We start from the raw sequence: 14,330 nt of genomic DNA on the forward strand, positions 1-14,330 counted from the left end.
AATATGATGCAGCTTGGCAGCATTTACAACAATAATGGGAAAGGATCAACAGCCAGCATCCAATGATGCCAAATAGCCGAAAAGTTTGTCAGCGCGATTGGTGAATTCTACTCTCAAGTTGATTATTTCAAATTTTGTGAGCTTTTAGAATTGGAGCCAGGGGAGTATGCAGACGAGCAATACCGATATTTTCAGCAGTTAGCAGAATCGCTCACTCTTAGGGACTTCCAATTAAAAAAAACATTCCATCCCTGCGGGACGCTCCGCGAACGTAAAGGCACAAGGTCTTGTGCCCCTACAAATGTACAAATAATTTTGGATAATTTGTAAGCTCGTTGGTGTGTTGTATCCCTCTTCTGTCACTTTCCGGAATAAGCAAGTAGTAAATAAGCTAAATCATCCAACTGTTGGGTGGGCATCTCTTGCTAAATGTTTTAGGATTTGTAATTCTACATCCATTGCCCTGCTTACCTAAAGAGAGTTTTTTCTTTTAATCCTTTTATTCAGAATACTCGGAAAGTGACAGAAGAGGGATAAAGTGACAACGGCTCTTGGCACCAGTCGCTTACTCACCGCAGAACGGGTCTTCATCAATACAGGCACACGACCGTTAATTCCATCGATGCCCGGACTCACAGAAGTCAGCTTTTTAACGAGCGAGTCGGTCATGGAACTGGAACAGTTACCGGATCACCTAATCGTGGTTGGAAGTGGCTACATTGGATTGGAGTTTGCCCAGATGTTCCGGCGCTTTGGCTCTAGCGCTACTGTGATTGGGCATAGTGAGCAAATCCTGTCAAATCAAGATTCAGATATTGCGATCGCCGTTCAAATGCCAGTGTCTCCTAGAGAGCGTCAGCCCCTGCATAGCTTTTTCATCGCTGAGTTCTCGAATGACAGCTGGCACTTCAGTCAGATTAACTTCCTTAGCAGCTCGATAGCGTCTTTCGCCAGCTACTAGCTCGTAATTGTTCTTTGGGAGCGGACGTACTAGAAGCGGTTGCAGAATTCCATGCTGTCGCACAGACTTTGCTAATTCTTGCATTGCTTGTGGGTCAAAGTAACGCCTGCGCTGCTGTGGTGATAGACAAATTGCCTCAATAGAAACTACCTTAACTACTGCTTGAGACTCCCCAAACAGAATATCCAAAGACTTCATTTGCTGATAAGGGCGATCGCGCCTGCTATTCATGACAGTTTCTCCAAACTTTTTGCAATCTGTTTGAGATAGGCACGGCAGGATTCTTCCGGTTATAAACAGCCAAAGGTACATGTTCTTCAGATGCGTCGGCAAAAGCAGTAGAACGGGGAATTGGCGGATACACAATACCTACTTTCGCTAACTGCTGCTGTATTAAATCCAAAGTACGAACATCTTGGACGTTACGACCATCGTACATAGTGGGAATAAACCCAGCGATCGCCAGTTTCCGATTAGGACGCGATCACACTCGTGCTACCGTACTCAACAATAACTCAGTACCACAAAATGCTTTGTATTAAGTTTGAATTGGGACAAGCACATGAGTTGCTGCCACTAGACTGATGTAACTCAAAAGCCCCAAACTAGGTGGACAGTCTATAAGAATGAAATCATATTCATTAAGTATTGGCTCCACAGCTTCCTTAAGTCGGATATCCCGCATATCTGCCACCACCAGTTCTAATTTAGCAGCACTCAAGTTGATATTAGCAGGAGCTAAATCGACACCATGAATTTTAGAGTGAATAGGTAGAGGTGAAGAGTGTAAAATCGCATTATAAACAGTCTGCTTCAGTGAAGTGGGGTCTAAACCCATGAAAGTCGTCAATGAACCTTGAGGGTCCATATCTATCAAAAGCACTTGATGTTTTAGCTCTTGGAGATGGTAAGCGAGGTTCATAGCTAAACTCGATTTACCTACACCACCAGATTGATTAAATAATGTAATTACGCGATTCAATTGAATTTACCCCAACAAAACATTCCTTACGTAAAAGATAAAGTGCTTAGTACAATAATAAAGCCGTTTCAGAACTAATGAAAAACGGTTGTGTTAGAAAACTTTTCAAGTACAGAAAGCTCCTCTGACATCGGAATTTTTTCTGTAACCATACCAACAACCTGGGCAATAAATTACATTTAGCTACACCACTATTTAAATACCGTTAGGTGTAGATATTCTCTCAGATTTAACAAGCTCTGTTGCCCTCATTCACACTCAATTAATGACTATTAACAAGCAGATAAGGCTTCTAGCAAAAATAAAGGGAAATTAAATTTTACTCGAATAGTTACCTTACCAGTGTTTCATCAGTTAGGTTTTTCTTCAACTGATTGGCGATCGCAACACTCTATATTTTTTTATTAACCTGATTCAGTACCCTTTGGACAACCAATTTTCCAGCTATAGCAGGGAACAGGGTGAAAAGTCTCTTGGTGTCAGGGCTTTATGATCAGTTTATGTCTCCAACTACCTAGCAGCGGCTATATCTATCTAACTTACAAAACTTTAAGTAACTGCACTGTATCTGTAGCCTCACGGCTGTTATTCACAAAAATATCCGCAATTAGTCGTAAAACTTCAGCTTGTTCTTCAGGTGGTGCTTCAGCAATTAGCGATCGCAGGCTAATCCCAGGCTTTTGTCCAAATAACTCGGATAAATACCACACCCTTGCTTCTACTGGAACAGCCAAAAGTAAAGCTATTAGTTTTGATGCTCCTAAATCCGCCTTTCCTCGGCGAAAGCGGGACAACATGACTTCAGAAACTTTAGCTTGTTCAGCAGTTGTCTTCGCTTCCAAATTAAAACGATTCATCATCTCATCGAATAACTGCTGATAGCGTTGAGTTTTTTCTGATACAAAACTTTGCATTGCTTTGCTAATTATATTTAAGTTTAACGGTTATACTATGTGATGTTCGATGAAATAACAACTATGATGTATACCTTAATCTTATCAAACTCTTGCTAGGAGTGCTTTTTACTAGACATATCTTTAATCTTAAAACTACTAGCATAGCGATCAAATAAATGTCTTGTCACGATTAAATATGAAAATTATTTCACAAGGCATTAATGATGAACACCTAAAAATTAGCCTAGATCCGTTGGAATAGAGGCGAAATTTTGTCTTGTCATTTGTATTAGCAGAATTGTGACACAACCAAATTCAAAAATTCAAGGACGTTTCTACCCACTTCAGCATGAAGAATGGCTGAAAGCCTGCCGTGAACTAACACCAGCACAAAGGGATGTCCTCTATTACATCCGAACCATTGACCCTTATAACCAAGGGATTGACATCAATGCTGCTGAGGTTGCCCGTCAGCTGTCAGCACCAGAGCGGATAGTCCACAGGCAAACTGTAAGTCGTGCCCTAAAAGAATTGGATGCAAAGGGATTCATTGACTTAGAGTTGCTGCTAGTTAGAACCAAGGTAAAGCCTAAAGGATTATGGTGTGATGACGCACCAGAGGTGTATGGAGACACCAATGGTGTGATGACACACCCAAGGTGTGATGACGCACCGAGCGTGATCGCTACGCACCACGGTGGATCACCACACACCACGATGGATCATGACGCACCATGCGCGATCGCCACGCACCATACAGAGGCTGAAACCCTTGTGGAGAAAGAATTTCAAAGCCCTAAGATTAATAAGAATTATTTAGACTTTATAAAGACTCTCTCAGAAGACGAGCGAGAGAATTTTTTGGAATTCTGTGGGGAGAAAACCAAAAATCTCAGTCAGCCAGTCAACGACATTGAAGCTTGGTTAGCTCATCAGAATAAAGCTGGACAAAATCGCTGGGAGGTTTATCATAAGAAATTTCTGGCTTGGCAACAAGCGCAATCCAAAAAATCTCAAAGCAGCCGTAGCAACCAAATAATGAAAAAGTTTCAACAGGAAATTGAGCAACAGCGTCAGCAAGCTATTGAAACTTATAAGGAGAAAATATGATTATTCCCGGTGCTCAATGCCACTCCAGAAAGTTGAAGCTAAAAAAGCTAGCTTGGGTTGGGTAATGCCAAATCCAGAAGCAATGGGTAGATTTAGCGTCGGCATAGCCCGCCAGCTCTACCAGACGCTCTTCGCGTTCGGTATCGCCTCCTTGAAAAATGCTCCTCTGAATTGAAAATCTCAAGTTACTTATGGCTAAAGAACTAAGTTTTCAAGGCAATGGTAAAGATCGCCTGCCACCCCAAAATATCGAGGCGGAAGAGGCCATCTTGGGCGGCATAATGCTAGATCCAGAAGCAATAAGCAGGATTTACGAAATCCTTATTCCAGAAGCCTTTTACATCAGCGCTCACAAAGATATTTATCAAGCAACACTGCGTCTTTACAGTCAGAGTAAACCTACAGACTTGCTCACAGTCACTAACTGGCTTGCTGACCACGACTTGCTGGCCCGCATTGGCGGAAGAAATAAATTAGCAACTCTGGTAGATTGCACAGTGTCAGCCGTTAACATTGACGCTCTAGCAGGACTGGTAATGGAAAAGTACGTGCGGCGGCAGTTGATTAAAGGTGGTAATGAAATTGTGCATCTGGGTTATGAGACTGAAAAAGAGTTACCAATTGTCCTGGATCAGGCAGAACAAAAGGTTTTTCAACTATCTAATCAAATTTTATCTTCCAATACTGAGCACAACAGCACAATTAATATTGCTGCTTATGAGGAATTATATTCAGATAATCCCATCTACCCCACAGGACTTCATGAACTTGATAATTTAATGTTGGGATTTGAAAATGGCACACTCACTATAGTTGGGGGGAGGCCATCAATGGGTAAATCCTTCATCGGGTTGTTCCTGGCACTCCAGATGATCCTGCTCCACGATTTACCTGTGGCTATCTTCTCGTTGGAGATGACAAAAAAGCAATTGGAGTACAGACTGTGGAGTTTAATTAGTGTTACTAATATTTACAAGCATTTAGACTTGATCCCACTGAAGAGCGATCGTATTCGTAGGCATCGTTCAGGTAGTAGACCTTTAGAAGACTGGGAATTTGCCAGTATTGCCAAAATTGTTGGTATAGCTTCAGAACTACCACTGTACATGAATGACTCAAGGGGTATTACCGTTTCTGGAATTGCTTCCGAATGCCGTCAGGTAAGGGAGCAACGCGAAAAAGTGAGATCGGGGTTTAGTTCTCAATTATACCTCTATATTCTCAACAAAACTTGGTTTTTTAGTTGCGATCGCATCCCGAAACAAGCTATATACGTCCCAGGTTGCAGCACCTCACAAAATCGCGTTGCTCCCTCAGGTAAAAGCCAAAGAAGGAAAGCTAGGGTTAGTTGTAGTTGATTACCTGCAAATGATGGCAGAGGATTCTGGGGGTAACCGTAGTTATGAACTAGGTGACGTGGCACGGGGACTTTACAAAATGGCTGGGGAAATAGAAGTTCCTGTGTTGGCACTTTCTCAAATTTCTAGGGGAGTTGAGGGCAGACAGAATAAGCGCCCAATGATGAGTGACCTTAGCCAGTCGGGAATTCTAGAAATGGTCGCAGACAATATTATTCTCGCTTACCGGGATGAGTACTATAACCCAGACACTACAGACCAAGGAATATTAGAGCTAATCATGGCTAAAGCACGGCACGGTGAAACAGGTACAGCAACAGTGTTTTTTGATAAGTCATATGGAATTATGCGAAATTTGGGGTGAGTCGCAAATCTAAGGTAAATAGAACTAATTGATCTGTCCAAATTGGATATATGGAACTACATACAGCCAGCAGATTAGATCAAAGACTTCGCTATATAACCCAAGTTGTTAAGTACAGCGACAGAATTAATTACATTTTCACTAGGAAATTCAAACTTGAGAGCAAACCCAGGTTAAAGAATGAGGAGCTAACTTAGCCCAAGGAATTTATTATGACTGATTATAAATACCAAGTTGGTGGCAGTTTGACAGTTAATGCACCTAGTTATGTGCAAAGACAAGCAGATACCCTGCTTTATGAGGCTCTCAAGCAGGGAGAGTGTTGCTATATACTGAACTCTCGACAAATGGGTAAATCCTCTCTGCTTGCAAGTACAAAACATTGCTTGGAACAAGAAGGATTTAAATGCAGTAGCATTGATATGTCGATTATTGGTACTTCACATATCACCCCACTCCAGTGGTATAAAAGTGTAGTTGGTGATTTATGGTTAGGTTTTAATTTATTAAATAAAATTAACTTAAAAAGTTGGTGGCGTGAACAAGAAGATATATCTTTATTAGAAAGATTAAGGTGGTTTATTGAAGAATTATTACAGCTTCATTTCCCTGACAAACGATTATTTATCTTTGTTGATGAAATTGATAGTATTCTGAGTTTAGATTTCTCAGTTGATGATTTTTTTGCACTGATTCGGTTTTGCTATAATCAACGAGCAATCAATTCTGAATATAAACGTATTACCTTTGCTATTTTCGGAGTGGCAACTCCATTAGATTTGATTCAAAATAAAATACGTACACCATTTAATATTGGGAAATCAATAGAAATTCAGGGTTTTAAGCTACAAGAAACTCTCGCTTTAACAAAAGGATTGGAAGGAAAAGTAGTAAATCCAAAACGCATTTTAAAAGAGATATTATTTTGGACTGGTGGACAACCATTTCTTACTCAAAAGCTATGTAAAATTGTGGCAAATGAACAATCGCAAGATAGAGATAAATTACTAATAAATAATTCTCAATTATTTATTAGTAATTTAGTTAAATCACATATTATAAATAATTGGGAGTTTCAAGATGAACCTGAACATTTAAGAACCATAAGCTCACGTCTTCTAAAAAACGAGCAAACGGCAGGAAGATTGTTAGGAGTCTATCAGCAAATTTTAATGGGTGAAGAAGTCACAAGTGATGATATTAGAGAAAAAAATGAGTTAATTCTATCGGGTTTAATTATCATATCTCAAGGAAAAATTCAAATAAAAAATAAAATTTATCAAGCTATATCTAATTTAGATTGGGTTGCTAAAAACCTAGAACATTTACGTCCATATTCTCAAAGCCTCAAAAATTGGGTTGCTAGTAATCAGCAAGATAACACTCAATTATTAAGAGGTATGAAATTGAAAGAAGCAGTAGCTTGGTCAGAAAATAAAAAACTTTCTAATATAGATTATCGGTTTATTGCTACTAGTCAGCAGTTGGATAAACAAGAAATTGAAATAAATTTAAACGCAGAAAAAATTGAATTAGAAAAAGCACAGTTTACTCTGGCAGCTGCAAAGGAAGCGAATCGGATTTTGGATCAAGCCCGAAAAGCTACTAAATTAAATGCTGTATTACACTTTGGTAAACCGTATATTGTCAGCTTTGCAATTGGTATTTCTAGTTTTATTCTCCTGCTACGCTTTATTGGTTTGTTGCAGGGAATGGAATGGAATATGTTTGATAGCTTTTTGCAACAACGACCTCAAGCAGGAATTGATTCTCGTATTGTTGTAATTACAATTGATGAACCAGATTTGCAAAAAATAGGACAATACCCCATACCTGATAATATTTTGGTTAAAGCGCTCAACAAATTGAAAACTTACCAACCTAAATTAATTGGGTTGGATTTATATCGAGATTTGCCTGTAGAACCAGGGTATCAAGAATTAGTAGAATTGTTCAAAGCTACTCCCAATCTTATTGGTGTTGATAAAGTTGTAGGCACTAAGGTTGCACCGCCAAGAATATTAGCCCAATTAAGTCAGGTGGGTTTTAGTGACCAAGTATTGGATGGAGATGGTAAGGTACGTCGTGCCTTATTGACAGTGCGTTCATCGCAGACGTTGGCGCAGCCAGACACTCTTTACGAGACGCGCAAGGGACGCGGACTCGCTACCCTTCGGGAAGGGCAGTTCGCAACCGACGGGAAGCGGAGCCACTGCGCCTTTGCGGTTTCCCGACTTGTTCGCGCAGCGTCTCCCTTAGGAGAAGCAAGTGGCGTCCAGGACTGCGACTGCCTTACCGCTGCGCTATCGCCAAAAAATAAATTACGGCAGAGTTTGGGTTTACAATTAGCATTACAATACTTAAAAACTGTTGGCATCACTCCCCATCCTCATCCTGAAAATCGCCATCATATCCAACTTGGCAAAGCCTTAATAATACCCTTGCAGCCTTTTGACGGAGGCTATGTTCAGGCTGATACCGGAGGTTATCAAATTTTACTTAATTATCACGGTACAGAAGAAAATTTTCAAAGCTTCTCCATCACAGATCTGTTGCAAGAACGGATACCAAAAGAAAAAGTCCAAAATCGTATTGTCTTAATTGGTGCAACAGCTGAAAGTATTAATGACTTTTTTCAGACACCTTATAACAATCGCTTATTGGGGTCAACAAAACAAATGTCAGGAGTATTTATTCATGCTAATATTACCAGCCAAATATTAACCGCAGCGCTGCAAGGAAGAGGAATGTTGCAAACTTGGTCTGAGATATGGAAAAGCTTATGGATTTTGCTTTGGTCTGGGATTGGAACATTAATTGCTTGGCGATTAAAATCACCTAGACAATTAATGTTTCTCGTCACTAGCACTGGACTAGGATTAATCGTGTTTAGTTATCTGGCATTTTTACAAGGTTGGTGGATTCCGATTATTCCCCCATTATTGGGATTAATACTTGCTCCAATTATCCTACCTATGTTTGCAACTAAGCAGCTTGAGAAAATCCAACTCCAGCAAACTCTCAAGTTACTACTTGCGGTTGCAAAAGAGCAACCTGCTGCTGGAAAAATTGCGATTGAATATTTCAAACAAGCAGAAGGCAAAGAAAATCAGCAGTTGATTGACAAAATCATACAACAGGATGATTGATTACAGGGGCGGAGGAGAAAAAGAACAGTACAAGATGCAAAGACAATTCATAAAAAATCATAAATACTTAAAAATATATAAAATGGCGTTTGATACAGACATGAAAATCTTTGATTTTACTGTATTATGCCGAGTGCGATTTTTACTCAAAGTCAACCAGAGGCTTTAGTACATACTTTGCGTTAACAAACACATTATATATAGATTTAAGTCAATGCTTGCTTCATAATGATGGGAGCTTTAATTATGGGATTGAACACAAGTAAGAAAAAACTAAGCAACAAGATTTGATTATCTGCTAAAAAGCTTGATATATAAAAGTTTTAGATAGCCATTATTTCGCAACCTACTTGCGCGGTCGTACCTAGCTGCGGCGATCGCCCCAGAACAAGCCCAGCTACAGCTAAACATTTATAAAGTCATTCAGTAATTCTCTATGCGATCACTATACTTAGTATATAACGGTTCATCTATGTGCAAGTTAAGAGGATGCGATGGAAATCTAAAACAATTTATCGAGCAGCACTATGGTTAGTTATACCGATTTTGTTGACGATACCAGTTTCACTGCTTGCCATTAATATTGTTCCTCTATTTTTCTGTCAAGCACCTTTGGTCAACTCGAAACGCAAAACCTTCGATGTCATCATTGTACTTGGCAACCCAGCAAATTCAGACGGCAGTATTGGTGAGATTGCGCGGCAAAGAGTTCTCAAAGCTGTATCCCTCCTTCACACTCGACGGGCGAAATACATTTTATTTTCAGGTGCAGCCGTATATAATCACTATGTTGAAGCCGATGTAATGGCAAATTTCGCCCACTCTATAGGAGTTCCTAGGAGTTCTTTAGTGACAGACACAGAGGCAAGAAATACTTACCAGAATCTATTCAATGCAACCAAGATTATGCTGAAGAATCACTGGTCTTCGGCTTTGATTGTTACGTCGCCATACCATGTCAGGCGTACTGCATTTATAGTGTCCCACATAGGCGGCATCGATTATCAAGTTGTGAAGTGCGAAGTACCAGTTACAGCATGGATTGAGCAATTGCTCATAGGTCAGTGGGAAAATTATCTGTTGACTCGATTAGCATTTGGTGGATACTCAAAATCCTATGGGTTGACTCAAGAACAGATGCTGCGACCGAGCAAGGAAGTTATGCGGTAATGGCAACCCCAAACCTTTACTACAAATGATTGACAGCCTTTACAAAGTCGCCGTCTCTTAGCTGATTTTCTTACTTAGGCTAGCTTATTTATTCAGAGTATATGCTCTACTCTGCACCATTGAAATTTAGTCTACTAAAATTTATTCAAAAACTAAAGTTAGGAGTCAGGAACCCGAAATCGGATAATTTTTGGATAAAAAAGGCGGAAAAAAGCTCATGAAAGAAACTATCCCCGTAGCCATGCCTCCATTTTGTCCTTCTGCCTTTCTGTTCTTTACTCTGCTTTCTTAGCTTTCTCTATAGCCATGAGCATTTCATACCAGTATCCTCTCTGTGCGTACCAGTTTGCTTGACCGATGATAGTCAACTGGCTCAACTCCCTATCTACTTTGGTGGTTTTTGCAACTCGTTGTACCCAACCTTTAAATATAGGATCGTCTGGTTGCACAGTTTTTCCACAGACAACTACCAATGACCATTCGTAATTTTTACCTACGGTTAGCGGCGTTTTTTCTTCGGGTTGAGTAAAGCTAACAATTCCTCCACTAGCAGTAATAGGTAAAAAAGTTTTTTCATAATAGTTACCCGTTTCATCTCTAAAGGTCAGCACAACCTTTTGTGCTGAAGTTTTGGGTAAGGAAATGAATACGGGAGGATGATCTTGGAAGGTTAACCCAAAGTTACGCTTTGGCATCAAAGGTCTAATCGCCTGTTCATTCTCAGAACACCTCAGCCCATCACGAGAACCTGCACCAACAGTTTCACTTTTTGGTTCTGGCTCTCCAGGTGGTTCAAAAGTCTCTTGAAAAACGAATTGGTCTGGTAGGCTGGCAATTGAAGTGACTAATTCTGATTGCACCAAACTGGGTAAAGTAAATATCAACAGTTGTAGAGATAAGCCAACAGTAAAGAATTTAAATTGATATGAGGCATTATTTACTATCATTTTCTGAAATGTCTATGGTCAGTTGTTATTGCAAGAATTTTGAATTTTGAATTGTTAAGCCTCCCTAACTCCTTCATCGTGAGTCAACGCCAATTTCCTACTAGTACAAACCCAGACCAATAATAAGGATGTTTGTACTGAGGAGAATTTAATAGAGATAGCTGCGCTTGACGCAGTGCTTCGGCTTTGCTGACGACCTTTTGGGTAAGCAAACGATAAAATTCTGCTATCAAGTCAGCAGTTGATTTGTCTTGTACTGACCAGAGGGTTGCTAGAGTACTCCTAGCACCAGAACGGATGGCAACTCCCGCCAATCCTAAAGCGGCGCGGTTGTCGCCTTTAGCTGTTTGACAAGCGCTGAGAACTAGCAATTCAATTGGTTGGCGTGGAGCATTTTTGCTCATTTTTGAAGATGCACCTTTTAACCATCTATCTAAATCTTTAACATTAATCCGGTCTTCCCAAGTTAAAAGAAATGTGTCGTCGGCTTTGGAGCTAAATTCACCGTGGGTGGCAAGATGAACTACAGAAAAGGGAACTTCTTCTATTTGCTTTTGGACGTTGGCGCGAGTAAATTTTTCATTTAATAGTATCTTTGCATGAACATAGTTTGTAATTTGTTTAATTTCTTGTTTGACCCCAGGTAACTCAGCAAAGCCTTGACGTGCTTCTGCTAAACCCGCAGTTAAGGCTTGAAACTGTTGGGGAGGAAGATTCCGAGACTCTAATAGTTGCAAACCAGGAGTCAATGCTATGCTGTACTTTTGGATGATAAACTGTTGGCGATCGTGGAGAACTGCCATTGGTACACTGCGTAAAAAACCATCCAAGACAAACACTAAGGTTTTAATCCCCTGAAGTTTTATCTCTTTTTCGGCAGGACGCAATAACCAATCATACAATTTTTGGGCAGAAGGTAGTACCTCATCAGGTAAGAAAGCAGGGTTTAAAGACTGGCGCAGTTCATCAAAAACCTCTGATTCCTCTTTTAAGGAAAGGTTTGTTCCATAATGTTGCAAAGGTTGTCCAGCAAGAGAAACAACTACCTCCAAGCGACGTTCTAGCAAAATTGGGTAAATCACTGCGGCTTTTAAATCAATTTTATCGATGGGTTGCGGTTTATAAGTTAAGCAGGCTTGGTGGAAGAAGTTTTCTAATTCTGCTAATTGCAGTGCTTCAATTGTTTTGCGAGATTTCTCTAAGTGTTGTTGCTTGATGATTTGTGGTAGGCTGTCTACATCTTGTAAAACTAATTGTACTAACTGCCGATACACTGGTTCAACGCGATCGCGGAAATTAAATTGCACGTCAGGATTCAATTGCAGTAAGTCTTGACGCAGAGATGTTAAAAAACCAACAGCTTGTTCATAAGCAGTAATTGCTGACTCAATATTTCCCCTAGCTTTCTCAATTCGTCCTTGCTGCCACAACCAATTGACTGCAATATCATCTGCTTGCACTCCTTGTGCTAAAGTTAGTGCTGTTTGGGTGAGATTTAAGGCTTCTGAAAATTGCTGAGTTTGTTCGTAGAGATGTCCTAACTCTCCCAAAGCATAACTTTGCGCTCTTGCATCTGTTAATTCGCTGGCTTGTTTGACTGCTGTTGCCAAAAGTTGAGCAATGTCTTTTGTTTTTGATGATGACAGTTTCATCCAACTTGCTGCTAAATTAACTTGCGCGTAAATTCCCCAACGGCTGGGAGGAAGATTAGCAAGACGTTCTTGAATTTGGGGTAATAATACTAGTGCAGCTGGATTTTGCTCAGTTTTTATTAAAAGACTGAGTTGGTTAAGGAGTGCTTCTAATTCAGTATGATCGCCACCAATTGCACTTGCTTGTTGATAAAATTCTAAGGCGGCTTTAAAATCTTCCCTAGCTCTAGCAGTATTCCCCAATCTTAAGAAGGTTTCCCCAATATCTGCGGTAGAATTTACAAGTTTGGCGATCGCTAAACTTTGCGATAATACTTGTTGCGATCGCTCTAAATCTCCCACGACTTGCAGAGTTACCCCCAAACTTTGTAATCCCCTGGCTTTTAAGAGATTATCAGGTAAAGTAGCAAGGTCTTGATTGATTTGTTCTAGTTGCCTTTGGGCGCGACGATACTCTCCCAACGTTTGCAATGCTTGGGCTTGGTTAATCTGCGATAGCACAATCCCTGTTACATCCTTCAGGGAACAATAGATTTTCTCGGACTGCTGCCAAGTTTCTAAGGCTAATTCCGGTTGTCCAGTGTTAAATTGTAAACTTCCTTGGGTGTTGAGGACTTGGGCGTAAAGGAAGGAATCATCCATTGTTTTTAGGATATTCTCTGCTTGGGTGATTAGCGATCGCGCCACTTCCCACTTGCCCAAGTCTTGATAAGCGATCGCTAAATAGTTGTAATTTAATGCTTGATAGTGCTGCTGTTTGCTTTGCTGAAATATCTGAGCTGCTTCTGACCAAATTTGTGCAGCTTCTACCAACTTTCCGGCATCATAAAGTTGTTTTCCTTGTTCGAGTAGGGTGACTGGGGATTGAGTTGGGTCAAGAGAATACTCAGCAGTGGCTGGTAAAACAGTTGTTATTAAGAAAAAGATTAGTAGGGCTAAAATTAGGTGAGGATGAATACGCATAAATGGTCATAATAATTTGCGATTTATAACTCTTAGTTCGGAATTTTAGCGTTGATTAATCACATCAAGTCTGCTTAAGTAAATATATCTAGCTAATATTTACACATCAGGGTAGAGAGCATCTAGGTAAGAGGTATTAGTAAAACTTCAGTAGACATCACTTGGAGCTTCCAGGGTGGAGCATCGACAACGCTACTGAGCCGTACTTAACCTTGTTTTTTCACTGTTGGAAAATAAGAATCGAAGTTAGACTCTGGAACTTTGATTTAACCAAGGTTTGAGACTTTGTTTTCTAACATTAACTAAAATTTCTAGCCAAAAATTGAAAAGTCAAGCTCTGAAAGCCTTTCAGCAATTGGGTTATCTCAAACTGATAAAACAAGGTTAATATCATGCTATTAACATTCTAAAATTAGACGCCACAAAAGAATTGCACTTGGTTTCCTATGTCAATATATCATTCTTATACTTTTTTTAGGCATATAATTTATTATTAGTCAATATTAATAATGTTAATAATATTAGTTGTTTTATTTCTAAAAACTCATTGTATTTTTGTTAAAGATTAATCTAAGATTACTATATTGACAAATCTCCTTTATTGTATATAAATCAATATTTTTACGATCGGAATATGAACTTTATGTATTTTACTTTGGACGAAAAGTGGGAGAATATCTTGTAAGAAGCAGTACTTACAAATAATGACAATCACTAATGCCAGTCACCAATACGTTATATGCGCTTCGCTTCCAGAGCGCACTGGAGCCAAAAAACT

General features: G+C 39.8%; 9 protein-coding genes and 3 pseudogenes. 7 read left to right on the forward strand and 5 right to left on the reverse strand.

The genetic code is table 11. The features are described from left to right. Positions 1-538: 538 nt before the first annotated feature. A pseudogene (locus Q0541_RS00345) lies at positions 539-772 on the forward strand (FAD-dependent oxidoreductase); the annotation flags it as partial. Between the two features lie 36 nt (positions 773-808). Here the strand turns inward: Q0541_RS00345 and Q0541_RS00350 are convergent. From Q0541_RS00350 to Q0541_RS00360, 3 genes and pseudogenes are all read right to left on the reverse strand, one after another. Further along, a complete protein-coding gene (locus tag Q0541_RS00350) occupies positions 809-1,192 on the reverse strand; it encodes a ParB/RepB/Spo0J family partition protein (RefSeq protein WP_298904077.1) in 384 nt (127 codons plus the stop codon). Continuing rightward, positions 1,189-1,943, reverse strand: a pseudogene (locus tag Q0541_RS00355) (ParA family protein). Before Q0541_RS00355 ends, Q0541_RS00350 begins: the two are co-directional and overlap by 4 nt. A gap of 539 nt (positions 1,944-2,482) precedes the next feature. After that, positions 2,483-2,857 carry an XRE family transcriptional regulator gene (locus tag Q0541_RS00360; protein ID WP_298904079.1) on the reverse strand — a complete coding sequence of 125 codons (375 nt, stop codon included), beginning with the start codon at positions 2,855-2,857 and terminating at the stop codon, positions 2,483-2,485. 282 nt (positions 2,858-3,139) lie between these two features. On the opposite strand from Q0541_RS00360, the gene Q0541_RS00365 reads away from it, so the two are divergent. From Q0541_RS00365 to Q0541_RS00390, 6 genes and pseudogenes are all read left to right on the forward strand, one after another. Next, positions 3,140-3,949, forward strand: a complete 810-nt coding sequence (locus tag Q0541_RS00365) for a helix-turn-helix domain-containing protein (RefSeq protein WP_298904081.1) — start codon at positions 3,140-3,142, stop codon at positions 3,947-3,949. A gap of 16 nt (positions 3,950-3,965) precedes the next feature. Next, positions 3,966-4,124, forward strand: coding sequence for a hypothetical protein (locus Q0541_RS00370; protein WP_298904083.1), 159 nt, complete (start codon positions 3,966-3,968; stop codon positions 4,122-4,124). A gap of 16 nt (positions 4,125-4,140) precedes the next feature. Beyond that, positions 4,141-5,307: a DnaB-like helicase N-terminal domain-containing protein gene (locus Q0541_RS00375; RefSeq protein WP_298904085.1), complete on the forward strand. Its 1,167-nt coding sequence runs from the start codon at positions 4,141-4,143 to the stop codon at positions 5,305-5,307. Beyond that, positions 5,264-5,671 (forward strand): annotated as a pseudogene (locus Q0541_RS00380) (DnaB-like helicase C-terminal domain-containing protein); the annotation flags it as partial. The gene Q0541_RS00375 and the pseudogene Q0541_RS00380, both read left to right, overlap by 44 nt. Before the next feature lie 212 nt (positions 5,672-5,883). Further along, a complete protein-coding gene (locus tag Q0541_RS00385; protein ID WP_298904087.1) occupies positions 5,884-8,820 on the forward strand; it encodes a CHASE2 domain-containing protein in 2,937 nt (978 codons plus the stop codon). A gap of 489 nt (positions 8,821-9,309) precedes the next feature. After that, complete coding sequence (locus Q0541_RS00390; protein ID WP_298904089.1) at positions 9,310-9,990, forward strand: YdcF family protein; 681 nt, start codon at positions 9,310-9,312, stop codon at positions 9,988-9,990. A 275-nt stretch (positions 9,991-10,265) separates the two neighbouring features. On the opposite strand, the gene Q0541_RS00395 is transcribed toward Q0541_RS00390, so the two are convergent. Both Q0541_RS00395 and Q0541_RS00400 read right to left on the reverse strand, forming a co-directional pair. Beyond that, the gene (locus Q0541_RS00395) at positions 10,266-10,937 is read right to left on the reverse strand and encodes a DUF928 domain-containing protein (RefSeq protein WP_298904091.1); all 672 of its coding nucleotides are present in this window, start codon (positions 10,935-10,937) and stop codon (positions 10,266-10,268) included. Between the two features lie 83 nt (positions 10,938-11,020). Further along, entirely contained in the window at positions 11,021-13,552 is a 2,532-nt protein-coding gene (locus Q0541_RS00400) for a CHAT domain-containing protein (RefSeq protein ID WP_298904092.1), read from the reverse strand. Positions 13,553-14,330: the final 778 nt, after the last annotated feature.

The organism is uncultured Nostoc sp., assembly GCF_937863485.1.
Classification (GTDB): domain Bacteria; phylum Cyanobacteriota; class Cyanobacteriia; order Cyanobacteriales; family Nostocaceae; genus Nostoc.